This window comes from Mesorhizobium sp. LMG17149 (genome assembly GCF_024518695.1).
GTDB lineage: Bacteria > Pseudomonadota > Alphaproteobacteria > Rhizobiales > Rhizobiaceae > Mesorhizobium.
In genome coordinates, this window is sequence record NZ_JANIFL010000004.1 from 71,181 (window position 1) to 94,860 (window position 23,680).

At 62.2% G+C, this 23,680-nt stretch carries 23 protein-coding genes and 3 tRNA genes; 20 read left to right on the forward strand and 6 right to left on the reverse strand.

What is annotated here, in order from left to right; all coding sequences use genetic code 11:
* The first annotated feature begins 78 nt into the window (after positions 1-78).
* The 3 genes from NP945_RS09400 (at position 79) to NP945_RS09410 (ending at position 1,831) form a co-directional block, all read left to right on the forward strand.
* Positions 79-303, forward strand: coding sequence for a hypothetical protein (locus NP945_RS09400; RefSeq protein ID WP_256746201.1), 225 nt, complete (start codon positions 79-81; stop codon positions 301-303).
* A gap of 680 nt (positions 304-983) precedes the next feature.
* Positions 984-1,289, forward strand: a complete 306-nt coding sequence (locus tag NP945_RS09405; protein WP_256746202.1) for a BA14K family protein — start codon at positions 984-986, stop codon at positions 1,287-1,289.
* Between the two features lie 182 nt (positions 1,290-1,471).
* Positions 1,472-1,831, forward strand: coding sequence for a hypothetical protein (locus NP945_RS09410; RefSeq protein WP_127268085.1), 360 nt, complete (start codon positions 1,472-1,474; stop codon positions 1,829-1,831).
* Here NP945_RS09410 and bhcR read toward each other — a convergent pair whose 3' ends face one another.
* The gene (gene bhcR, locus NP945_RS09415; protein ID WP_128308709.1) at positions 1,832-2,653 is read right to left on the reverse strand and encodes an HTH-type transcriptional regulator BhcR; all 822 of its coding nucleotides are present in this window, start codon (positions 2,651-2,653) and stop codon (positions 1,832-1,834) included.
* A 214-nt stretch (positions 2,654-2,867) separates the two neighbouring features.
* Here bhcR and gcl point away from each other — a divergent pair, with 214 nt between their 5' ends.
* From gcl to NP945_RS09430, 3 genes are all read left to right on the forward strand, one after another.
* Complete coding sequence (gene gcl / locus NP945_RS09420; protein WP_256746203.1) at positions 2,868-4,649, forward strand: glyoxylate carboligase; 1,782 nt, start codon at positions 2,868-2,870, stop codon at positions 4,647-4,649.
* Positions 4,650-4,659: 10 nt separating this feature from the next.
* Positions 4,660-5,457 (forward strand): 2-oxo-tetronate isomerase, encoded by a 798-nt coding sequence (otnI, locus tag NP945_RS09425; protein ID WP_256746204.1) that lies wholly within the window; start codon positions 4,660-4,662, stop codon positions 5,455-5,457.
* Positions 5,458-5,616: 159 nt separating this feature from the next.
* Entirely contained in the window at positions 5,617-6,501 is an 885-nt protein-coding gene (locus NP945_RS09430) for a 2-hydroxy-3-oxopropionate reductase (RefSeq protein ID WP_256746205.1), read from the forward strand.
* 74 nt (positions 6,502-6,575) lie between these two features.
* Here the strand turns inward: NP945_RS09430 and rlmB are convergent, their stop codons facing one another.
* Entirely contained in the window at positions 6,576-7,427 is an 852-nt protein-coding gene (gene rlmB / locus NP945_RS09435; protein WP_024505801.1) for a 23S rRNA (guanosine(2251)-2'-O)-methyltransferase RlmB, read from the reverse strand.
* Positions 7,428-7,625: 198 nt separating this feature from the next.
* On the opposite strand from rlmB, the gene NP945_RS09440 reads away from it, so the two are divergent.
* Both NP945_RS09440 and NP945_RS09445 read left to right on the forward strand, forming a co-directional pair.
* Positions 7,626-7,710: transfer RNA gene (locus NP945_RS09440), tRNA-Tyr, on the forward strand.
* Between the two features lie 89 nt (positions 7,711-7,799).
* Positions 7,800-7,873: transfer RNA gene (locus tag NP945_RS09445), tRNA-Gly, on the forward strand.
* 76 nt (positions 7,874-7,949) lie between these two features.
* Here NP945_RS09445 and NP945_RS09450 read toward each other — a convergent pair.
* Positions 7,950-8,420 (reverse strand): YidB family protein, encoded by a 471-nt coding sequence (locus NP945_RS09450; RefSeq protein WP_127268141.1) that lies wholly within the window; start codon positions 8,418-8,420, stop codon positions 7,950-7,952.
* Positions 8,421-8,552: 132 nt separating this feature from the next.
* On the opposite strand from NP945_RS09450, the gene NP945_RS09455 reads away from it, so the two are divergent.
* Positions 8,553-8,810, forward strand: a complete 258-nt coding sequence (locus tag NP945_RS09455) for a GlsB/YeaQ/YmgE family stress response membrane protein (protein WP_013531402.1) — start codon at positions 8,553-8,555, stop codon at positions 8,808-8,810.
* Positions 8,811-8,875: 65 nt separating this feature from the next.
* Here NP945_RS09455 and NP945_RS09460 read toward each other — a convergent pair whose 3' ends face one another.
* The 3 genes from NP945_RS09460 to NP945_RS09470 form a co-directional block, all read right to left on the reverse strand.
* Entirely contained in the window at positions 8,876-9,013 is a 138-nt protein-coding gene (locus NP945_RS09460) for a hypothetical protein (RefSeq protein ID WP_164749104.1), read from the reverse strand.
* Positions 9,014-9,127: 114 nt separating this feature from the next.
* On the reverse strand, positions 9,128-10,015 hold the full coding sequence (locus NP945_RS09465; RefSeq protein WP_256746206.1) for a DMT family transporter: 888 nt from the start codon (positions 10,013-10,015) through the stop codon (positions 9,128-9,130).
* Positions 10,016-10,027: 12 nt separating this feature from the next.
* The gene (locus NP945_RS09470; RefSeq protein ID WP_256746207.1) at positions 10,028-11,020 is read right to left on the reverse strand and encodes a helix-turn-helix transcriptional regulator; all 993 of its coding nucleotides are present in this window, start codon (positions 11,018-11,020) and stop codon (positions 10,028-10,030) included.
* 447 nt (positions 11,021-11,467) lie between these two features.
* Between NP945_RS09470 and tuf the strand changes: the two genes are divergently transcribed.
* The 11 genes from tuf to rpoB all read left to right on the forward strand — a co-directional run bounded on the left by tuf (position 11,468) and on the right by rpoB (position 23,627).
* Positions 11,468-12,643: an elongation factor Tu gene (gene tuf / locus NP945_RS09475; RefSeq protein WP_013531404.1), complete on the forward strand. Its 1,176-nt coding sequence runs from the start codon at positions 11,468-11,470 to the stop codon at positions 12,641-12,643.
* A 153-nt stretch (positions 12,644-12,796) separates the two neighbouring features.
* A complete protein-coding gene (locus NP945_RS09480; protein WP_256746208.1) occupies positions 12,797-14,431 on the forward strand; it encodes a hypothetical protein in 1,635 nt (544 codons plus the stop codon).
* Positions 14,432-14,682: 251 nt separating this feature from the next.
* Positions 14,683-15,180: a metal-dependent hydrolase gene (locus tag NP945_RS09485; protein WP_127332164.1), complete on the forward strand. Its 498-nt coding sequence runs from the start codon at positions 14,683-14,685 to the stop codon at positions 15,178-15,180.
* A gap of 192 nt (positions 15,181-15,372) precedes the next feature.
* Positions 15,373-15,448: transfer RNA gene (locus NP945_RS09490), tRNA-Trp, on the forward strand.
* 396 nt (positions 15,449-15,844) lie between these two features.
* Positions 15,845-16,048, forward strand: a complete 204-nt coding sequence (secE, locus tag NP945_RS09495) for a preprotein translocase subunit SecE (protein WP_013531408.1) — start codon at positions 15,845-15,847, stop codon at positions 16,046-16,048.
* A gap of 27 nt (positions 16,049-16,075) precedes the next feature.
* Complete coding sequence (gene nusG, locus NP945_RS09500) at positions 16,076-16,603, forward strand: transcription termination/antitermination protein NusG (protein WP_013531409.1); 528 nt, start codon at positions 16,076-16,078, stop codon at positions 16,601-16,603.
* Between the two features lie 159 nt (positions 16,604-16,762).
* The gene (gene rplK, locus NP945_RS09505) at positions 16,763-17,191 is read left to right on the forward strand and encodes a 50S ribosomal protein L11 (protein WP_013531410.1); all 429 of its coding nucleotides are present in this window, start codon (positions 16,763-16,765) and stop codon (positions 17,189-17,191) included.
* Between the two features lie 4 nt (positions 17,192-17,195).
* Positions 17,196-17,894: a 50S ribosomal protein L1 gene (rplA, locus tag NP945_RS09510; RefSeq protein ID WP_013531411.1), complete on the forward strand. Its 699-nt coding sequence runs from the start codon at positions 17,196-17,198 to the stop codon at positions 17,892-17,894.
* 395 nt (positions 17,895-18,289) lie between these two features.
* Entirely contained in the window at positions 18,290-18,808 is a 519-nt protein-coding gene (gene rplJ / locus NP945_RS09515) for a 50S ribosomal protein L10 (RefSeq protein WP_013531412.1), read from the forward strand.
* A gap of 54 nt (positions 18,809-18,862) precedes the next feature.
* Positions 18,863-19,240, forward strand: coding sequence for a 50S ribosomal protein L7/L12 (gene rplL, locus NP945_RS09520; protein ID WP_023762907.1), 378 nt, complete (start codon positions 18,863-18,865; stop codon positions 19,238-19,240).
* A gap of 250 nt (positions 19,241-19,490) precedes the next feature.
* The gene (rpoB, locus tag NP945_RS09525; RefSeq protein ID WP_127295769.1) at positions 19,491-23,627 is read left to right on the forward strand and encodes a DNA-directed RNA polymerase subunit beta; all 4,137 of its coding nucleotides are present in this window, start codon (positions 19,491-19,493) and stop codon (positions 23,625-23,627) included.
* Positions 23,628-23,680 lie beyond the last annotated feature (53 nt).

Consider the following 23,680-nt stretch of genomic DNA (forward strand, 5'->3'; position numbering starts at 1 on the left):
CGAACCTTTTGCCGCGCCGCGCCGACTGATGGTTAGAGGCGAATGGGTCGCCTCGATCAAAAGATCCAGGAGATCATCATGTTCAAGCGCACTCTTACCTCAGGCCTCGTCGCCATCTTCGTCGCCACCGGCGCGCTCGCCGGCACTGTCGGCACGTCGTCAGCCCACGGCATGCACGGCCATCATCACCATCACAACCACAAACATCACAAGAAGCACTTCAAGAAGTTCTGGTGGAAGCACTACAACAACCACCACCACAACCATCACCACAGGCACGGCAGGGTGATCATTTTCCTTTGATGGAGGGACCCAATTCCCCAAAAGGGCGGCTTCGGCCGCCCTTTTTGCGTTCGGCGATCACTTTGTGAAGTGGGGACGGCAAAGCTGCCGATCTCCCCCTTTGCGGGGAGATGTCCGGCAGCACAGAGGGGGGGTGAAAGATCACCGGCTTCCCCATGAACTTTCTCTATTTTGTCCGTGCGGTTGCCTCGCCCTGATTGGTTGACAAGCTGGCGGGACAGCACCCCCTCTGCCCTGCCGGGCATCTCCCCGCAAGGGGCAGGACTATCGCATATGGATTCTTGCGAAGAGGGCCCCCCACCCTAACCCTCCCCACAAAGGGGAGGGAACGCTGCCGCGTGCCTTTAATTCTTCTTTGGCGCCGAAAAGACAGGCGATTCGCCTAGGTCAGCACCAACGGAAGTCTCCCTCCCCCTTGTGGGGAGGGGCTAGGGGTGGGGGTCCGTGCCGGGCAGACATCTCAGGAATTCCATATGCGATAGCCCTGCCGCAAGGGGGGAGATCAGCCGCATCAACTTCTTCGCCAAGCTCTCGCAAGGTCGCCGTCAGCATGACCTCGGTCGATCCGATTTCCCCGATCCCAGAAGATCGACAAAAGATTCGAACCTTTTTCCTGGCTGCGACGACAGATGATCAAGAGGCGGATGGATCGCCTCGGTCAACGGAGCAAGGAGATCGTCATGTTCAAGAACACACTCGTTTCCGGCCTTATCGCCACCGCCGTCGCCGCCGCCACGCTGGCCGGAACCGTGCAGCCTTCGACCGCTCACAGCCATCACCACAATCACGGCCTCGGCATCGGCATTGCGGCCGGCGTCGGCGGCTTTGTCCTCGGTAGCCTGCTCGCCCAGCCGCGCACCGTCTATGTCGACGAAGGCGGCGGCTCGTGGCATGTCCGCCGCTGCTACGACCGTTACGCCAGCTACGACGCGGACTCCGATACCTATCTCGGCCGCGACGGTTACCGCCACTATTGCCGTCTTTAGAGGGGAGGACCGTTTCAGCAACAGAGGGGCCCATGCGAGCCCCTCTTCTGCTGTCTGGATGGTAGCGGTGCGTACTCCATCGGCCGATTCAGCGCAGAAAGGATTGGCCCGGGCGGCAGACCGGACGGTGTAGAGAGATTTTCCGAGCGTCTATTCTGACCGCGAAACGCGGGGAGAGACCTTTGGACGAGCAGGACCCCAGGGAAGACCTGGTCGAAACGGTTTTCCGCAACGGCACCGTCACCGCCGTCGGCATCCTGCTGGCGTTTTCGCTGGGCTTCATCACGCATTGGGCCGCCAACCCGATCCCGTGGCAGACCTACCATCTTGTCGCCGTCCTGCCGATCCTGGCCGGCATTGCCTTGCAGATGCGGGCGCTCTCGCTGCTGCTCGACACGAAATGCCTGCAGCGGCGCATCTATGAACGTGCCAACCGCATCTTCATGGCCGGCCTGATATTCACCGCCTGCGGCGTCGGCATGGCCATCCTTCTCGATTTCTTTGATATCGCGACCAGGAGCGCGCTGCCCGGGACGGGCTGATCAGCTGGCTCGCACGCCGCCGATCATCCTGGTCACCTCGGCGGCGGCATCGCGCACCAGCGGGCCGATCTCGGCCAACCGCTCCGGCGTCACCCGCACCGTTGGTCCCGACACCGAAACGCCGCCGATCGGCTCGCCGAATTCGTTGAAGATGGCGGCTGCCACGCAGCGCATGCCGGGGTGCCGCTCCTCGTCGTCGACCGACCAGCCGCGCAGCTTGATCCGCGCCAGATCGTGGGCAAGCGCCGAAATGTCTGAAAGTGTCCTGTCCGTGAAGCGCTGCAGGCCTGCCTTGCGCAGGATGGTTCCGACGCGCTCCGGCTCGAGATGGGCCAGCACCGCCTTGCCGATGCCGGACGCATGGAAGGGGCTGCGTGTGCCCGGACGGAAGAAGGCGCGGATCGCCTGATGCGTCTCGACCTGGCTGACGAAGACCACGCAATCGTCCTCGGCGACGCCGAGATTGGCGGTCTCGCCGGTCCTCTCCATCAGCTCCTGCATGACGACACGCGCGCGGTCGACCAGCTTGCGGCGGCGCAGGAAGGCCGCGCCCATGCGGTAGGTCTCGACGCCGATCGACCACAGTTGGTCTGATGTGTCGAATTCGACCATGCCGTGGTTTTGCAGCGTCGTCAGCATGCGGTAGGCGGTGGAGGCGGCAAGGCCGCTCTGCGCCGATATCTCGCTCAGAGACAGGCCGCTGCCTTCCGCGACAATGGCCAGGATGCGCAGTGCCCTGTCGAGCGACTGCACCGAACTGGCCTCCGAGGGCCCGTTGAAAGCGCGCGGCCGGCCACGCTGGCGTTTTTCGGTGGTTTCCATGGCGCCATTCTCGGCCGATTTCGCCAAGCGCGCAATGAAAAAGTTTTTCACTACCATCACTAGCTGAATTCCTGGAAAACGGAAAACCCAATAAAATCAAAAACCTGATGCCGTTTTCTAGAAATGAAAAAATATTCTGAAAAAATTGAAAAATACCCGGCGTGCTGACATCCTTGGCCAATCCAACAATGACAAACCCCGTGGAGGGCTGGAAATGGCCAGGATGCGCGCTGTCGATGCCGCGGTTCTCGTTCTCGAAAAGGAAGGCATTTCCTGCGCTTTCGGCGTGCCGGGCGCGGCGATCAATCCGCTCTATTCGGCCCTGAAGGCGAGGGGAACGATCCGCCACGTGCTCGCCCGCCACGTCGAGGGCGCCTCGCACATGGCGGAAGGTTTTACCCGCGCCAAGGCAGGCAATATCGGCCTGTGCATCGGCACATCGGGTCCGGCCGGCACCGACATGATCACTGGGCTCTATTCGGCGGCCGCGGATTCCATTCCGATCCTGTGCATCACCGGGCAGGCGCCGCGGGCGCGGCTGAACAAGGAGGATTTCCAGGCCGTCGACATATCAGCCATTGCCGCGCCGGTCGCCAAATGGTCGGTCACCGTCATGGAGCCCTATCTCGTCCCCATGGCGCTGCAGAAGGCATTTCACCTGATGCGCTCGTCGCGGCCGGGTCCGGTGCTGATCGACCTGCCCGTCGACGTCCAACTGGCCGAGATCGAATTCGACATCGATGCCTATGAGCCGTTGACACCGTTCAAGCCGGCCATGACACGCGCGCAGGCCGAAAAGGCCTTGACGATGCTCAACGGGGCCGAAAAGCCGCTGATCGTCGCCGGCGGCGGCATCATCAACGCCGACGCGTCGGACCTGCTGATCGAATTCGCCGAAATTTCGGGCGTGCCGGTCATCCCGACCTTGATGGGCTGGGGCGCCATCCCCGACGACCACCGGCTGATGGCCGGCATGTGCGGGCTGCAGACCTCGCACCGCTATGGCAATGCCACGATGCTGGAAGCCGACTTCGTCTTCGGCATCGGCAACCGCTGGGCCAACCGTCACACCGGCTCCGTGGATGTCTACACCAAGGGGAAAAAGTTCATCCATGTCGACATCGAGCCCACTCAAATAGGCCGTGTCTTCGCGCCGGATCTCGGTGTCGTTTCGGATGCGGGCGCGGCGCTGAAGATGCTGCTCGACGTTGCCACCGAATGGAAGACATCAGGCAGACTGCGCGACTGGTCCGGCTGGGCGAAGGAATGCCAGGCCCGCAAGAAGACGATGAAGCGCAAGACGCATTTCGACCAGGTGCCGCTGAAGCCGCAGCGTGTCTATGAGGAGATGAACAAGGCGTTCGGCCGCGACGTCACCTATGTCACCACGATCGGCCTGTCGCAGATCGCCGGTGCGCAGTTCCTGCATGTCTACAAGCCGCGCAACTGGATCAATTGCGGCCAGGCCGGCCCGCTTGGCTGGACCTTGCCGGCAGCCCTTGGCGTGCGCGCGGCCGATCCCGACCGGACCATCGTGGCGCTGTCGGGCGACTATGACTTCCAGTTCATGATCGAGGAACTGGCGGTCGGCGCACAGCACAAATTGCCCTATCTGCATGTCGTCGTGAACAACGCCTATCTCGGCCTGATCCGGCAGGCGCAGCGTGGGTTTTCGATGGACTTCGAGGTCGACCTTGCCTTCGAGAACATCAACCGGGCAGGCGATCCCGAGGCAGGCTATGGCGTCGACCATGTTGCCGTCGCCGAAGCGATGGGCTGCAAGGCGGTCAGGGTGCGCAAGCCGGAAGAGTTCGCCGGAGCCTTCAAGGAGGCGCAGCGGCTGATGAAAGAGCACCGGGTTCCGGTCGTGCTTGAATTCATCCTCGAACGCGTCACCAACATCTCCATGGGCACCGAGATCGACAAGATCACCGAATTCGAGGAGCTTGCCGAAAGCCACGAGGATGCGCCGACGGCGATCGTGATGTTGGATTAGGAGAAAAAGAATGCCGCGTTTTTCAGCCAATCTGTCGATGCTCTTTGGCGAGCATGAGTTCCTCGACCGTTTCGATGCCGCCGCCCGCGCCGGCTTCAAGGGCGTCGAATATATCGGACCCTATGACCATGCGCCCGATGTCGTCGCCGCCCGGTTGAAGAAGAACGGCCTGACCCAGGTGCTGTTCAACCTGCCGGCCGGCGACTGGGGCAAGGGCGAGCGTGGCATTGCGGTGCTGCCGGACCGCGTGCCGGAATTCCGCCAGGGCATCGCCAAGGCGATCGTCTACGCGCAGGCGCTCGGCTGCCAGCAGGTCAATTGCCTGGCCGGCATCGCGCCGGCCGCCGCCGACCGCAAGGTGCTGGAGGATGTCTTTGCCGAAAACCTCGCTTTCGCGGCGGAAAAGCTGGAGCAGGCCGGGATCAGGCTGCTGATCGAGCCGATCAACACGCGCGATATTCCGGGCTTCTTCCTCAACTATTCCGATCAAGCCCTGGCGCTGATCGATCGTGTCGGCTCAAAAAACCTGTTCCTGCAATACGACATCTATCACATGCAGATCATGGAGGGGGATCTCGCCCGTACCATCGAGGCTAACCTCGGCAGCATCGCGCATATCCAGCTTGCGGACAATCCCGGCCGTCACGAGCCGGGGACGGGCGAGATCAATTTTCCCTTCCTGTACGAGCACATCGACCGCATCGGTTATGCCGGATGGGTCGGGGCGGAATACAAGCCGAAGGCAGGGACGGAGGCTGGGTTAGGCTGGTTTCGGGAGTTGAGCGGGCAGGGCAGTGCTGCGGCTTAGCGGCCAAGGCCCCCTCATCCGGCCCTTCGGGCCACCTTCTCCCCGGTGGGGAGAAGAGACAGGCATCAACGTCGGCATTCTCTTCTCCCCTCGGGGAGAAGGTGGTCGCGCTAGCGGCCGGATGAGGGGGCGTTTCACACAACCTTCTGGAGAACCACAATGGAAACCATCGGCTTCATCGGCCTCGGCATCATGGGCGCGCCGATGGCAGGGCATCTCTTGGACGCGGGCTACAAGGTCATCACCAGCGACCATCGCTCCAAGCCGCCGGCCGATCTCGTCGCCAAGGGGCTGAAGACCGTCACCGGCCACGCCGGCGTGGCCAAGGCTGCCGACATCATCATCCTGATGGTGCCCGACACGCCGCAGGTGGCCGATGTACTGTTCGGCGACAACGGCGTCGCGTCCGGCCTGGCCAAGGGCAAGCTGGTCATCGACATGAGCTCAATCTCGCCGATTGAGACCAAAATGTTCGCAAAGAAGATCAACGATCTCGGCTGCGACTATCTCGATGCGCCGGTCTCGGGCGGCGAGGTTGGCGCCAAGGCGGCATCGCTCACCATCATGGTCGGCGGCGAGGAAACCCCCTTCGAGCGCGCCAAGCCCGTGTTCGAGAAGATGGGCAAGAACATCACCCTGGTCGGGCCGAACGGGGTTGGCCAGACCACCAAAGTGGCCAACCAGATCGTCGTCGCGCTGACCATTGAAGCTGTCGCCGAAGCGCTTGTTTTTGCTTCGAAAGCCGGCGCCGATCCGGCCAAGGTCCAGCACGCGCTGATGGGCGGGCTGGCGGCTTCGCGCATTCTGGAAGTGCATGGCGAGCGCATGGTCAAGCGCACCTTCGCGCCTGGTTTCCGCATCGAACTGCACCAGAAGGATCTGAACCTCGCGCTGGAGGGCGCGAAGGCGCTCGGCGTTTCCTTGCCCAACACGTCGACGACTCAACAGCTGTTCAATTCCTGCGCGGCCAATGGCGGCGCCAAGGAGGATCATTCGGCGCTGGTCAGGGCGCTGGAGCGGATGGCGGGGCATGAGGTGGGGTAGGAGCGAGTAGCGAGTAGCGAATAGCGAATAGGGATTGCAGCCACGGATAGCCGGGATTCGACTTTCGCTATTCGCTACTCGCTACTCGCTAAAAACTTCCTCGCCACGTAAAGGCTGATCGCCGCGGCATTCGACACGTTGAGCGAATGGATCGCGCCGGGCATGTCGAGCCGCGCCAGCGTCGTCACCGTCTCGCGGGTCTTCTGGCGCAGGCCCTTGCCTTCGGCGCCCAGCACCAGGGCGATCTTTTCTCCGGCAAAGCTCTTTTCGAGTTCGGCCGGCGCGTCCGAATCAAGCCCGATGGTGCGAAAGCCCGCCTCGTGCAGCTGGCCGAGCGCGTCGGCGAGGTTCTTCACCTCGATCTGGTCGATGTGCTCCAGCGCGCCGGAGGCGGATTTCGCCAGCACGCCCGATTCCTGCGGGCTGTGGCGGGCTGTGGTGATCAGCGCGCCGGCGCCGAAGGCGACCGCGGAGCGCAGGATGGCGCCGACATTGTGCGGGTCGGTGATCTGGTCGAGCACCAGCACCAGCTTCGCGTCACCAAGCGCATCGAGCCGCTTGGCTTTCAGCGGCTCGGCCTCGATCAGCACACCCTGATGCACGGCATCCGACCCGGTGATCTTGTCGATGTCCCTGGGTTCGACCAGTTCGGTCTTGAAGGGCAGGGCGGCGAGATCGGCTATTTCGAGGCGCTCGGCCGCATTGCGCGTCACCAGCATCTTCCTGATCTTGCGGCGCGGATTGTCGAGTGCGGCGCGCACCGTGTGCAGGCCGTAGAGCCGCACCAGGCCGTCCGCGGCATTTTCGCCCGGCGGAACCGGCTGTCGGGGCCGGAACGCCGGCGCGCCGCCGCTTTTCTCGTCGCGATAGGCGCGGCGCAGCTTGGCGTAATGGGTGTCTTTGGGGGTGTTGGTTTTATCGCTCATGGCTGGCTTCTATAGCCGTGTCCTCCGGCCAAGGATATGGCCCGCCGTCACAGCCGGCGAACAGAAACGAAAAACCATGGTTGCGCGGTTGACACCCAATGGGCTTGCCGCCATAAGGCGCTGCGCTGGTTTCGGAGAACACATAACTCGGGTCCGGATCGGCGTGAATGCCTCGTTGCATGGCTCCGGCGGCAGACTGGAGAGGTGCCCGAGTGGTTAAAGGGGACGGACTGTAAATCCGTTAGCTTAGCTTACGTTGGTTCGAATCCAACCCTCTCCACCACTGCCGGCCCGGAAGCCCTGAAACGCGACAAGAATCGGACCGAAAAGTGCATGGCGCTTTTCGGATGAATCCGGTACTTCAGGTAAGGCGCGGGTATAGCTCAGTGGTAGAGCAGCAGCCTTCCAAGCTGAATATGCGGGTTCGATTCCCGCTACCCGCTCCAGACGCTCATCCCATCACCAGTAAATCGAAACACTGCGCACGAGGCGCAGCGCTCCAATTGTCGTGGCCGTGACGCGTCAGCTGTTGAAGGCGGTGGCGACCTGGTGCTGCTGCGGCACCTGGCCGTTCGGCGTCAGTCTGTCGACGATGCCGGGCAGGGCGGTGGACAGTTGCTTGAGCAGTTCCTGCTCGTCCAGCCCGGTCCGTTGCGCGATCTCGCGAATGATCTGCGGTCCGATCGCGGCGCCAAGATCGTTGGCGTTGATCGGCTGGTTCTGCCCGGTGCCGACCCAGGAGTCGGCGGCATTGCCGTGGCCGGCATTTCTGAGCTTGTCGAGCAGGCCGCCCAAGCCGCCAGCCAGGCCACCATCGGCGGATGTGGTTTCCGTCGGGACGGGAACGGGGGCGGTCGGAGCGGGCGCGGGAGACTGTTCTGGCGCTTCGGCACTTCTGCCGCTCAGCATCTTGCCGACCAGCAATGCGCCGAGCGCGATCATCAGGGGTTTGGTGATGTTGCCGCCGGGAACGGCATTGTCAAAAAGTCCCATAGTGGATCCTCCATAGCGACCAAGGCCCGACCCCTCCTCAACAATGAAGCATTCGGGCGGAATTTCAAGCTGGCTTGAGGTTTTGACAATCCTATGAAAATGTTCGGCTGGCGAGGGGATGGAGAGGAAAAAATGGGTATCATCAGCTGGATCATTCTCGGCGTGGTCGCCGGCTTCATAGGCAGCAAGATCGTCAACAAGACCGGCCAGGGTGTCATCATGGACATCGTGCTGGGCATCGTCGGCGCCATTGTCGGCGGTCTGATCTTCAGTGCCTTCGGCGCGTCAGGCGTCACCGGCCTCAACATCTACAGCCTGATCGTTGCCGTCATCGGAGCGGTGGTCGTTCTGTGGGCTTACCATCAGTTCAGCGCAAGGCGGACGCTTTAGGCGCCTGAGATTTCGAGTTTCTGAAGGCAAGACCGGCTTTCAGGCCGGTACGTGCAGCGGCTCGTCTATGGCATCAGCACTGCATCGGCGGCGACGAAAAAGATCAGCGTTCCGGCGATGAACACCGCCCAGCCGACAAGCGACTTGCGGATAGCGGCCTTGTGCTCGGCGTCGGAGTTGTTGTTTTGGTCAAAATCGGTCACGGGGAACTCCGCTGGCTGATTGATCATGTCGTCGTCGATCGAACGTTGCTTCGCCGATTAGACGATCTTTTTCGGCCCGGCAACGCCTCGTGAGCACCTGCCCGGGTGCCGAGGTTACGCGACGACGGCCAGCCGGCGCTGACGCTGATCCAGCGACACGATGGTCAGCCCGCTGCCGACGACCAGCAGGATGCCGCAGATCGCCAGCGCGTTGGGGAATTGCCCGAACACCAGCAGGCCCGAAATGACCGCCCAGACGGTGAAGCAATAGTAGAACGGCGCCACGGCGCTGGTCGGTCCGACGCGATAGGCCATGAAGATGAAGAAATGGCCGAAGATCAGGAAAAATCCGGCACCCGCCATCAGCAGCAGGTGATGTGCCCCAGGCATGACCCAGCGCTCTGAAACCAGATGCGCAGCGCCGGCGCCGATCAGCACCACCACGACGGCGGAAATCGCCACGATCATCCCCGGCACCTCGGCCGCGACCCGCCGGCCGGCAAGGTCGCGCGCCGCCGCAAATGTGGCATTGCCGAGCGCCAGCAAGGCGTAGACCGAAATGCCTTGCATAGTAGGCTGCGCCACCATCAGCGCTCCGACGAAGCCGAGCCCGATCAGCGCCATGCGCCGGCCGCCGATCCGCTCGCCAAACAGGATCGAGGAGCCGACCAGCATCAAGAGCGGCGTGATCTGGCCGAGCGCGGTGGAATCGGCGATCTGCATGTTGGCGAGCGCGACCACATAGCAAAGGATCGCCGCCAGCTCGAGCATGTTCCGGCTCAGGACGCGCTTGTCGAAGATCAGCGGGATCTGCTTGCCGTAGCCCAGTGCGAACAACAGCGGGAAGCCCCAGAGCGCTGCCGCGGCACCGCGCAGAAACAGCACTTCATAGGACGGCAGGCCTGCCGTCGCGAGCTTCATCATCGTGTCGTTGACGAGATACGACCCCGTCGAGACGATCATGAACAGCGGGCCGCGGATAGAGGCAGGGATGAAATGCATCCGGCCACAAGATCAGAGGCGGGTGGTGGCGGCAAGAGGTGCCAATGGGGCAGCGCCGCTCAGCAACGCCACCAATTCGCTCTGACGGCCGGTGCCGGTCTTGTAGAAGACACGCTCAAGGTAGGTACGGGCGGTTTTGACCGTGATCCCGTGGTCAAGTGCCGCCGCTTTCAGCGGACGGCCGGATACCAGCGATGCGGCAAGCTTTGCCTCGGCCGGAGACAGATCGAAGAGCGCGCTCAGAATTTGCGGCGACGGCTCTTGGTTGCCCATGCGGATCGACGCTGCAACGACAAGGATGTTTGCACCTGCGAATATGTCCCTTGCTGATCGGCGAAGCGGCAACACATGCAGGACGACAGCGGGCTGATCGATCGTCTGGCGAACGGGAATGGACCTGACGATTGGCACGATGGCAGCCGAAGTGCTCCTGACTGCCTCCTGGAACAGCAAATCGGCTTTCGGATCGCCGATTGCCAAGCCGTCATACGCCAGCGGCTGAAAAACGGACGGCAACGCATCGAACAGTCCGTTGGTGGCAACCACCTGTCCGCCGGCCGACATGACTGCGGCGGGAAGCCCAACGCTCTGCAAGGCCGACACGGTGGCCAACGCCCTCTCCAGGCCAAGCCTTGCCGCAACAAGCCCGGCGCGGGCAAGATGAGGGCGAAGGACGTTGAGCGAGGCGATGGAGGTTGGGTCATGCGGACCGTCCTGCAGACGACGCTCCACACTGTAGATCACGACCTCGCCATTGGTCATCGGTATGACCATGCCGGTTTGCCAGCCCAATCCGTACCTGATCAATTCGTGTCTCATCGGATCGGTTTCCAATTCGTCCGGACTGAAGAGTTCGACGTCGCGAAGAAACCCATCGACACTAGGCTTCCAGCGCAACGGACGATCGTTGTTTCGCCACGCGTCGGAAGAGAATTCAATCAGCGCATCCATAATCGATGCCGATGCCGCAAACCGCGGCGGATGAGCCTCGCTGGCGACCAGCAAGGCGCCGCCTACCGATCCCGACATCGTGCTCAAGCCGTCAAGCACCACCGGCCACAGCTCTGGCACGAATGCGGCTTCGTAGATTCGGTCGATCAGATCTTCCATGAAAGTTGCCCCTCAATCGGCACGGGAACGAACGATCCGCCCAGCCATCACGCTAGCGATATGAATGACCTGTATCGGCTGAGCAAACCAGATATTCGCCATATCGACAAGCGCCCGATCCTCGGCTTCGGATCCAGTATGCAACGCCCATTCCATTTGACGGTTCGCCTTCCTATATCAGCGTCATATCCCGCAATCGGATCGATGGTTCGGACTGAGTGAGACGGCACCCGGCCAAAAGACGCTTGTGTTTTTTGGCCTTTGTCGCTAATCGCCCCGCATTCGACTGAACTGAAGGTCTTCGACCGAACTGAAGATCCGGGCCGTCCAAGGAAAGAGACAATGGCAAAAGGTAAATTCGAGCGTAACAAGCCTCACGTGAACATCGGCACGATTGGCCACGTCGACCATGGCAAGACGTCGCTGACGGCGGCGATCACCAAGTATTTTGGCGAATACAAGCGCTACGACCAGATCGACGCCGCCCCTGAAGAAAAGGCGCGCGGCATCACGATCTCGACGGCGCATGTCGAATACGAGACGGCCAACCGCCACTACGCTCACGTCGACTGCCCCGGCCACGCCGACTATGTGAAGAACATGATCACCGGTGCCGCGCAGATGGACGGCGCGATCCTGGTCGTGTCGGCTGCCGACGGCCCGATGCCGCAGACCCGCGAGCACATCCTGCTGGCGCGTCAGGTCGGCGTGCCGTCGATCGTGGTGTTCCTCAACAAGGTCGACCAGGTCGACGACGCCGAGCTGCTCGAACTGGTCGAGCTCGAGGTTCGCGAGCTTCTGACCAAGAACGAGTTCCCCGGCGACGACATTCCGATCGTCAAGGGTTCGGCTCTGGCTGCTCTGGAAGATTCGGACAAGAAGATCGGTGAAGACGCGATCCGCGAGCTGATGGCTGCGGTCGATGCCTACATCCCGACGCCGGTTCGTCCGCTCGACAAGCCGTTCCTGATGCCGATCGAAGACGTGTTCTCGATCTCGGGCCGCGGCACGGTCGTGACCGGCCGCGTCGAGCGCGGCGTGGTCAAGGTCGGCGAGGAGCTGGAGATCATCGGCATCCGTCCGACGACCAAGACGACCTGCACGGGCGTGGAAATGTTCCGCAAGCTGCTCGATCAGGGCCAGGCCGGCGACAACATCGGCGCGCTGCTGCGCGGCGTTGATCGTGAAGGTGTCGAGCGCGGCCAGGTTCTGGCCAAGCCGGGCACGGTGAAGCCGCACAAGAAGTTCGTGGCCGAAGCCTACATCCTGACCAAGGACGAAGGTGGCCGTCACACGCCGTTCTTCACCAACTACCGTCCGCAGTTCTACTTCCGCACGACCGACGTGACCGGCATCGTGTCGCTGCCGGAAGGCACCGAAATGGTGATGCCGGGCGACAACATCACGGTCGATGTCGAGCTGATCGTGCCGATCGCCATGGAAGAGAAGCTGCGCTTCGCTATCCGTGAAGGCGGCCGCACCGTCGGTGCCGGCATCGTCGTCACCATCAAGGAATAATCGAGCCCGGCATTCGCCGGATCGACAAGAAAAGGGCGGTCTTCGGGCCGCCCTTTGCTTTTGCGGGGCTATCGGTTGCGGCCCGTCAGCCGAACCCTGTTGCAAGGCTCTCGGCCTCGACTAGTATAGGTTGCATCGAGGGGCTTATTCCAAATGGTTCCAAGGCGGTTTTTCCATCGTCGGGCATTGTGGCCGCTGGCTCTGACCTGGCTGCTCGCATTGCTTGCCGCAGGCCCGGGAGCCTTTGCGGCGGATGCGGCGCCGGATCTTGGGCCGACGATGCGGTTCGGCATCGTTCGCAGCAACGCACCGGGGTGCGAGCCGATCTGCCCGGAATGGATATCGGCCGAGGGCTCGATAGAAGCCGGCACGCCGGCACTCTTCAAACGCATGCTGAAGACGCTTGGTGGGCGGAAACTGCCTGTTGTCGTCGATTCTCCCGGCGGCAATGTCGAGGCGGCGCTGACGCTTGGCCGGCTGATCCGCAAGAACAAGTTCGATATCGCCATCGGCAAGACGGTGTTTTCCAGCTGCCAGCCCGATGCGAAGGGCTGCCAGGACCGTGACGCCCGCTACTTCGGCGACGTCATCGACTATGGCGCCATGTGCAATTCCGCCTGTCCTCTGATGTTTGCCGGCGGTATCAGGCGGGTGGCCGGCGAATGGGCCTATCTCGGCGTCCATCAGATCACCACGACCTACATCCGTACGAAATTGCAATACCGGACCACCTATCGCGTCGTGGGAGGCAAGAAGAAGATCCTCAACACAAAGATCGTCAGCCGCAAGAACGCCGGCAGCTACAAGACCTACGAGATGAGCAAGGCGGTTGAGAAAAAGCTGGCGGCCTACCTGAAACAGATGGGCATCGAACAAAGCATGCTCGAAACGATGAAGGGCACCCCGGCCAGCGAAATCCACCAGATCGCCCTCGACGACATGCTGGCGATGAAGCTGGTCACCAGCACGGACGCTGTAGGCCTGCTGACAGCGGCAAGCCTGTGCGAGCCCGGCCGCCTGGCCGCGAATTGCCGGGAGGTGCCGGGGAACAAGCCTGATGGCCTGACGGCGACCGCGGCCACGCCGCCACCGATCGAACCCGAGGCGGCGCGGCGCGATGAAGACATGCGCTTCGTCGTCGTTCGCGGCACCAATCCACTCTGCAATCCAGACTGCCCGGAATGGATTTCGGCGGAAGGTGCGATCACCCCCCAGACCCCGCAGAAGCTGCGCCAATTGCTCGCCATGCTCGGCAAACGGCAACTGCCTGTCGTGATCAGCTCGAGGGGAGGCGACCTGTTCAGCGCACTGGCGGTGGGACGGCTTATCCATGAAAAGAAGCTCGCCGTCGCCGTTGGTCGCACCGATTTCGTCGGCTGTGACCCAGGAGCGTGGAATTGCCTGGCCAAGGAAGGCGCCTATGCCGGGCTGAGCATCGATGCGGGCGTGGAGTGCGATTCGGCCTGCGCGCTGATGCTTGCCGGCGGCATCAGGCGGTTTGTCGGTCCCCAGGCGCGGCTTAGCCTTTACCCGATGGGGCAAAAGCAGATGGTCAAGGCCTATCTCGAGGAGATGGCGATCGGTCCCGCCCTGTTCGCGGCGATCGAGCGGCGCTCGGTCGAGCGCCGGCTGGAACCCGGCATGATGCTGAAGGTCGGCCTGACGACCGGCCTGCAATCGGTCGACGCGCTGACCGGTGCCACCATTTGCGAGGCGGTGCCAAGACCCGAGAATTGCCGGACCCGGCCTTCCGCCAATGCCGAGGCTGACGCGCCGGCCAAATTGTAGTGTGCGGCGGAGCCGGAAACCGGTCATGAGGCAGGTTGAGCCGCTTCCGATTGTTCCGCTATCGTCGCTGCTGGCGGCGCCAGGCAGGCGGAGGATCGATGCCGGCCTGGGTTGGGGCGTGCCGGGCGGCCCCTATAAGCCACCGGGTACGGAACCATGATCGGCACGAAGCGTATCGGGCGCAGGCATTCGGAATAACGCCACAATAGGGCGGAATGCTGCACTGGCCTGCAACCGTGAACGGTCCCGAGATGCTGATCGCCCATCTTCCAAGTGGCTATATTCTCGGAACGTTCATGCGCAGGCAGTGGCCTGGCAGCCCGGCTATCGTCGGGGCCGCCATAGTCGGCAGTGTCATCCCCGATATCGATATGCTGTATTTCCATTTCATCGACGGCGGACGCACCCACCATCACTCCTATATGACGCATTGGCCGCTGTTCTGGGCGGCCGCAGGGGCGCTGTCGTTGCTATTCGTCAGCTGGCGCGCCCGCTCGTATCTGGCAGCCACGGCTGCCTTCTTTGCCGCCGCCATGCTGCATATGGTCCTCGATACGCTGGCGTCGCCGATATTGTGGCTGATGCCATTCGATCGGCGGGCGTTCGAACTCGTCACTGTACCGGCGGACTTCAGCAATTGGGTGCTGAGCTTTTTGCTGCACTGGACGTTCGCATGCGAGCTCCTGATATGCGGCTGGGCGCTTTGGCTTGCACGCGGGCGACCGCAGCCTGCCACGAATGCCGCTTGAGGACGCTCCACATCGAAGAGGGCAGGCGACGTCTCTCTCAATCACGCCACCGCGCGCTGGCGACTTCAGGCCGGAGCTTGGGATCGACCCGGATGGCCTTGTCGGGATTAAGGCGCGTTTGCTTGCAAACCGCTCTTTACAGAGCGTGCGGAAGCTTTTAGGAAGCGCCTTCTGCGCCGACATGCGCACGATACGGGCATAGCTCAGTTGGTAGAGCGGCGGTCTCCAAAACCGCAGGTCGTAGGTTCGAGCCCTGCTGCCCGTGCCATTCCCTGAATGGCATTCAACCCAATGTTTCGCCGTTTCGAAATGGCGTTTCAAAGCGATATTTCCATGGCCTGGCCTTTGAAAATCGGCGACCCGCTTGCCATATAGGGTCGATTGGGGCATAAGAGCGCCATAGCCGGGACGGAACGACTGGATGGTTCCGAGGCGGTGTTTGGTCATAAAGCGGAGACTTGCCACTTGCGTGGATCAAGAATCGGTTTTATGTAGACGAAACAGACACGCGACGCGTGGAGCTGGGAAACCGGCTTTACGCGTCTGATTTGCATGGGCGAAATGATTGCGCTGATTCGGCGCGAGATTGGGCTCAGGCGGCACGTCCCGGCCAGCGGGATCATCCAGGAGACCCGGCCAACGGGTCTTGAAGACAGAGCGGCATATGGCTTCGAAAACCACAAATCCTTTCGTCTTTCTCCAGCAGGTTCGCGCGGAGACCGCCAAGGTGACTTGGCCGTCGCGACGCGAAACGATGATCTCGACGGTGATGGTTCTGGCCTTCGCAGTGATCGCGATGATCTTTTTCTTCACCGCCGATCAGCTCATGGGCCTTGCGGTCGAACAGATTCTGGGCATCGGACGCTAAGTCCGGCGATTACGGAGAAGTCTTGAAATGACCGCGCGCTGGTACATCGTCCACGCTTATTCGAACTTTGAAAAGAAGGTCGCCGAGGATATCGAGAACAAGGCCAAGCAGAAGGGCCTGTCCGCCGACATCCACCAGATCGTGGTTCCGACCGAGAAGGTCGTCGAAGTTCGCCGCGGTCGCAAGGTCGATGCCGAGCGGAAGTTCTTCCCGGGCTATGTGCTGCTGAAGGCCAATTTGACCGATGCGGTGTTCTCGCTGGTCAAGAACACACCGAAGGTCACCGGCTTCCTGGGCGACTCCAAGCCGGTGCCGATCACCGAGGCGGAAGCCCAGCGCATCCTGAACCAGGTCCAGGAAGGCGTCGAGCGGCCGAAGCCTTCGGTAACGTTCGAGATCGGCGAAGCGATCCGCGTTTCGGATGGTCCCTTCGCGTCGTTCAACGGCTTCGTCCAGGAAGTGGACGAAGAGCGGGCGCGGCTCAAGGTGGAAGTTTCGATCTTCGGGCGCGCCGTGCCTGTCGATCTGGAATTCGGACAGGTCGAAAAGGGCTGATCCGAAATCCCTGACGCCGGTTTGGCGATCGGGGGAGGCGGCGCGGAAGCGCGCGGCCTGAGACGGTGGGAGGCGAGTGCGGCTTTAGCCGGCTGCGCGAACCGCACCACCAGACTGCAACCGCCGGCATGACCGGCATAGACAAAGGCAGGAAAAGAGATGGCTAAGAAAATTGCAGGCCAGCTCAAGCTCCAGGTGAAAGCGGGATCGGCGACGCCGTCTCCCCCGATCGGCCCGGCGCTTGGTCAGCGTGGCATCAACATCATGGAATTCTGCAAGGCGTTCAACGCGCAGACCCAGGAAATGGAAAAGGGATCGCCGGTTCCGGTCGTCATCACCTACTATCAGGACAAGTCCTTCACCTTCGTCATGAAGACGGCGCCGGTGAGCTACTTCCTGAAGAAGGCGGCGAACCTGACGTCCGGTTCCAAGGAGCCGGGCAAGGTCAAGGCCGGTACGGTTTCGCGTGACAAGGTCCGCGAGATTGCCACCGCGAAGATGAAAGACCTGAACGCAAACGACGTCGAAGCGGCCATGCGCATGGTCGAGGGCTCCGCCCGCTCGATGGGTCTGGAAGTGGTGGGCTAAGATCATGGCAAAGATTGCAAAGCGCGTATCGAAGACCCGCGAAGGCATCGATCCCAACAAGGCTTATGCCCTGGGCGATGCGCTGAAGCTGCTCAAGGACCGTTCCTCGGTGAAGTTCGATGAGACCATCGAAGTCGCCATGAACCTCGGCGTCGACCCGCGCCATGCCGACCAGATGGTCCGCGGCGTGGTCAACCTGCCGAACGGCACCGGCCGCTCGGTGCGTGTCGCCGTGTTCGCCCGTGGCGACAAGGCCGACGAAGCGCGCGCCGCCGGCGCCGACATCGTCGGTGCCGAGGATCTGGTCGACATCGTCCAGAAGGGCACGATCGATTTTGATCGCTGCATCGCCACGCCGGACATGATGCCGCTCGTCGGTCGTCTGGGCAAAGTGCTCGGCCCGCGTGGCATGATGCCGAACCCGAAGGTCGGCACCGTCACCACCGACGTTGCCGCCGCCGTCAAGGCATCCAAGGGCGGCGCCGTCGAGTTCCGTGTCGAGAAGGCTGGCATCGTCCATGCCGGCGTCGGCAAGGTCTCGTTCGACGTCAAGGCCCTGGAAGAGAACATCCGCGCCTTCGCCGATGCGGTGACCAAGGCAAAGCCGACTGGCGCCAAGGGCAACTACGTCAAGAAGGTGTCGGTCACCTCGACGATGGGTCCGGGCCTCAAGCTCGACGTCGCGACGCTCAACGCGTCCTGATAAGTTTTGATCGAGATCGGCCGGTAAACGGCTGATCTGCAAAGAATTCCGGGCCTCCGACCTAGTTGGCGGCCCGGTACCGGAAGCCGAGAGGTTTCCGGACATCCTGTCCGAGATTGCAGGCGGCCCAGAAGCCTTAATTCGATTTGGGCCTGCATGAGACGGGTGAAGACCGGACAACGGAGCGATTGCTCCAATGAAAGGTTCGAACCGTGTTTGCCTTTTGTCTGCGCATCGCCGGCTTGACCGTCGATGTGGCGAAAGGGGGCAGGATCCTCGAGCGTCGTTCGGGAGATCCGTTACTGGATGGCCCGGCCGACAAAAGGCAACCCGACGCCTGTCCTCGTCAATGGGATGTTCCCGTTAACAGGATTGGGGTCAACTGGAGATAGGCAGTGGACAGAGCGGAAAAACGCGAACTCGTCACGGGCCTGAACGGTGCGTTCTCGAACGCAGGTTCAGTGGTCGTGGCCCACTACGCCGGTATCACCGTCGCGCAAATGAACGACCTTCGGTCGAAAATGCGCGCCGCCGGTGGCACCGTCAAAGTCGCGAAGAACCGTCTCGCCAAAATCGCTCTTCAGGGCACGGACTCCGCATCGATCATCGAGCTGTTCAAGGGACAGACGCTGATTGCTTATTCGGAGGATCCGATTGCGGCGCCGAAGGTCGCGTCCGATTTCGCCAAGGGAAATGACAAGCTCGTCATTCTCGGCGGCGCAATGGGCACCACCTCGCTCAATGCCGACGGTGTGAAGGCACTCGCCACACTTCCGTCGCTCGATGAGCTGCGCGCCAGGCTGGTTGGCATGATCGCCACGCCGGCAACCCGGATCGCCCAGATCGTCAATGCGCCAGCGGCCTCGGTCGCGCGCGTCATCGGCGCTTACGCCCGGAAGGACGAGGCGGCATGAGGCCGTTCCTCGCTATCACAAACACACGTTCGAACCTTATGAAGGAACACAACAATGGCTGATCTCGCAAAGATCGTAGACGACCTTTCGAAGCTGACCGTCCTCGAGGCGGCCGAGCTGTCGAAGCTTCTGGAAGAAAAGTGGGGCGTTTCCGCCGCTGCTCCGGTGGCTGTTGCCGCCGCTGGCGGTGGTGCGGCCGCCGCTGCTCCGGTCGAGGAAAAGACGGAATTCGACGTCGTCCTCACCGAGGCAGGCGCTCAGAAGATCAACGTCATCAAGGAAGTCCGCGCCATCACCGGTCTTGGCCTCAAGGAAGCCAAGGATCTGGTCGAAGCGGCTCCGAAGCCGGTCAAGGAAGGCGTTTCCAAGGCCGACGCTGACAAGTTCAAGGCCCAGCTGGAAGCAGCCGGCGCCAAGGTCGACCTGAAGTAATCGTGAAAGCGGCGGGCGGCCTCGCGCCGTCCGCCACTCCCTTCGCCCGGAGGGAGCACGCGTAACGCGAGATTTACGAGAACCTCTTTCCTGAGGGCCGAAACCGGCCTTCAGGAAACGGGTTTTCTCCCGTTCTAGCCGGCCGCCGACAGGCGCCGGGAAAACAGACAGAGGGTTGCCGCCAAGGTGGCCCAGAATGCAAGGCGAGCCGCGGCGAGGCTCGTCCCGAGTTTAGAGCTAAGGAGCGACGATGGCCCAGACCCAGACTTTCAATGGCCGCAGACGCGTACGCAAGTTCTTCGGAAAGATCCCGGAAGTTGCGGAGATGCCGAACCTCATCGAGGTTCAGAAGGCATCCTATGATCAATTCCTGATGGTGGCGGAGCCCAAGGGCGGGCGTCCGGACGAGGGACTGCAGGCTGTTTTCAAGTCGGTTTTCCCGATCTCCGATTTTTCCGGCTCCTCGATGCTGGAGTTCGTGAAGTACGAGTTCGAAGGACCGAAATTCGACGTTGACGAATGCCGTCAGCGCGACCTCACCTATGCCGCGCCGCTGAAGGTGACGCTGCGCCTCATCGTGTTCGATATCGACGAGGATACCGGCGCCAAGTCCATCAAGGACATCAAGGAGCAGGACGTCTACATGGGCGACATGCCGCTCATGACCTTGAACGGCACCTTCATCGTCAACGGCACCGAGCGCGTCATCGTCTCGCAGATGCACCGCTCGCCGGGCGTCTTCTTTGACCATGACAAGGGCAAGTCGCACTCGTCGGGCAAGCTTCTGTTTGCCGCGCGCGTCATCCCCTATCGCGGCTCGTGGCTCGACATCGAGTTCGATTCCAAGGACGTCGTGCACGCCCGCATCGATCGCCGCCGCAAGATTCCGGTGACGTCGCTGCTGATGGCGCTCGGCATGGACGGCGAAGAGATCCTGTCGACCTTCTACAACAAGATCACCTACAAGCGTGCCGGCGACCATTGGCGCATTCCGTTCAACGTCGAGCGTTTCCGCGGCCTCAAGGCCGTCGGCGACCTGGTCGATGCCGATACCGGCGAAGTCGTCGTCGAAGCCGGCAAGAAGATCACCGCCCGCCAGGCACGGGCGCTTGGCGAAAAGGGTCTCAAGGCGATCAAGGCCACCGACGAGGACCTGCTCGGCAACTATCTGGCCGAGGACATCGTCAACTACGCCACCGGCGAGATATTCCTCGAGGCCGGCGACGAGATCGACGAGAAGACGCTGAAGGTTCTGCTCGGCACCGGCGAAGACGAGATCAAGGTTCTCGACATCGACCACGTCAATGTCGGCGCCTATATCCGCAACACGCTCAACGTCGACAAGAACGAGAGCCGCCAGGACGCGCTGTTCGACATCTATCGTGTCATGCGCCCGGGCGAGCCGCCGACGCTCGAAACCGCCGAAGCCATGTTCAACTCGCTGTTCTTCGACAGTGAGCGCTACGATCTGTCGGCCGTCGGCCGCGTCAAGATGAACATGCGTCTCGAGCTCAAGGCCGAGGACACCGTGCGCGTGCTGCGCAAGGACGACATTCTGGCCGTGGTCAGGACGCTGGTCGAGCTGCGCGACGGCAAGGGCGAGATCGACGACATCGACAATCTCGGCAACCGCCGCGTGCGTTCGGTCGGCGAGCTGATGGAAAACCAGTACCGCGTCGGCCTGCTGCGCATGGAGCGCGCGATCAAGGAGCGTATGTCCTCGATCGAGATCGACACGGTCATGCCGCAGGACCTGATCAACGCCAAGCCGGCGGCTGCCGCCGTGCGCGAGTTCTTCGGTTCCTCGCAGCTGTCGCAGTTCATGGACCAGACCAACCCGCTGTCGGAGATCACCCACAAGCGCCGCCTCTCGGCGCTTGGACCGGGCGGTCTGACCCGCGAGCGCGCCGGCTTCGAAGTGCGCGACGTGCACCCGACGCATTACGGCCGCATCTGCCCGATTGAGACGCCGGAAGGCCCGAATATCGGTCTGATCAACTCGCTGGCCACCTTCGCACGCGTCAACAAATACGGCTTCATCGAGAGCCCGTACCGCAAGATCGTCGACGGCAAGCTGACCAATGACGTCGTCTATCTCTCTGCGATGGAAGAGGCCAAGCACCATGTCGCGCAGGCCAACGCCGAGCTCGACAAGAACGGTGGTTTCGTCGACGAATTCGTCATTTGCCGCAGCGCCGGCGAAGTGATGATGGCGCCGCGCGAAAACGTCGATCTGATGGACGTGTCGCCCAAGCAGATGGTGTCGGTGGCCGCGGCCCTGATCCCGTTCCTGGAAAACGACGACGCCAACCGCGCTCTGATGGGCTCGAACATGCAGCGTCAGGCCGTGCCGCTGGTGCGCGCCGAGGCGCCGTTCGTCGGCACCGGCATGGAGCCGATCGTCGCCCGTGACTCGGGCGCCGCCATCGGCGCCCGCCGCGGCGGCATCGTCGACCAGGTGGACGCGACGCGTATCGTTATCCGCGCCACCGAAGATCTCGATCCGGGCAAGTCCGGCGTCGATATCTACCGGCTGATGAAGTTCCAGCGTTCGAACCAGAACACCTGCATCAACCAGCGTCCGCTGGTTCGCATGGGTGACCGGGTCAACAAGGGCGACATCATCGCCGACGGTCCGTCGACCGAGCTCGGCGATCTGGCGCTCGGCCGCAACGTGCTGGTCGCGTTCATGCCGTGGAACGGCTACAACTACGAGGACTCGATCCTCCTGTCCGAACGCATCGTCGCCGATGACGTCTTCACCTCGATCCATATCGAGGAGTTCGAGGTCATGGCGCGCGATACCAAGCTCGGGCCGGAGGAAATCACGCGCGATATCCCGAACGTCTCGGAAGAAGCGCTGAAGAACCTCGACGAAGCCGGCATCGTCTATATCGGTGCGGAAGTTCAGCCGGGCGACATCCTGGTCGGCAAGATCACGCCGAAGGGCGAAAGCCCGATGACGCCGGAAGAGAAGCTTCTGCGCGCCATCTTCGGCGAAAAGGCATCCGATGTGCGCGACACCTCGATGCGCATGCCTCCGGGCACTTTCGGCACGGTCGTCGAGGTGCGCGTGTTCAATCGCCACGGTGTGGAGAAGGACGAGCGCGCCATGGCGATCGAGCGCGAGGAGATCGAACGCCTCGCCAAGGACCGCGACGACGAACAGGCCATTCTGGACCGTAACGTCTACGCGCGTCTTTCCGACGTGCTCGTCGGCAAGGAAGCGATCGCCGGACCGAAGGGCTTCAAGAAGGGCTCGACGCTGTCCAAGGATACGCTCGACGAGTATCCGCGTTCGCAGTGGTGGCAGTTTGCCGTGGAGAACGAAAAGCTCCAGAGCGAACTGGAAGCCCTGCGTGGCCAGTACGACGATTCCAAGAAGGCGCTCGAACAGCGTTTCATGGACAAGGTCGAGAAGGTCCAGCGCGGCGACGAAATGCCTCCGGGCGTCATGAAGATGGTCAAGGTCTTCGTGGCCGTGAAGCGCAAGATGCAGCCCGGCGACAAGATGGCCGGCCGTCACGGCAACAAGGGTGTCGTGTCGCGGATCGTTCCGGTCGAGGACATGCCTTTCCTCGAGGACGGCACGCATGCCGATATCGTGCTCAACCCGCTGGGTGTGCCGAGCCGTATGAATGTCGGCCAGATCCTGGAAACGCATCTGGGCTGGGCATGCGCGGGCATGGGCAGGAAGATCGGCGAGCTGATCGACACGTACAAGGCAGCCGGCGACATCAAGCCGCTGCGCAAGACGCTCGAGAGCTTCATCCCGGCCAACGACCGCAACGAGCCGGTTCGTGACTATGACGACGAGAGCATCGTTCGCCTCAGCGAGCAGATGCGCCGCGGCGTCTCGATCGCGACCCCGGTGTTCGACGGCGCGCATGAGGCTGACATCAACATCATGCTGGAGCAGGCGGGCCTGCACACATCAGGTCAGTCGCAGCTCTATGACGGACGCACGGGCGAGCCGTTCGATCGCAAGGTGACGATGGGCTACATCTACATGCTCAAGCTTCACCACCTCGTGGACGACAAGATCCACGCGCGTTCGATCGGTCCGTATTCGCTCGTCACGCAGCAGCCGCTGGGCGGCAAGGCGCAGTTCGGTGGCCAGCGCTTCGGCGAGATGGAGGTCTGGGCACTGGAAGCATACGGCGCCGCCTACACGCTGCAGGAAATGCTGACGGTGAAGTCCGACGACGTCGCCGGTCGTACCAAGGTCTACGAGGCGATCGTGCGTGGCGACGACACCTTCGAGGCCGGCATTCCCGAGAGCTTCAACGTTCTCGTCAAGGAAATGCGGTCTCTCGGCCTCAATGTCGAGCTGGAGAACACCAAGCTCGACGACAACCCTGTCCGGCTGCCCGATGCTGCCGAATAGGGGCGCGGCCGAGTAAACAAGACGTTCGGTCGCGGAAATCGCGACCGAACGCA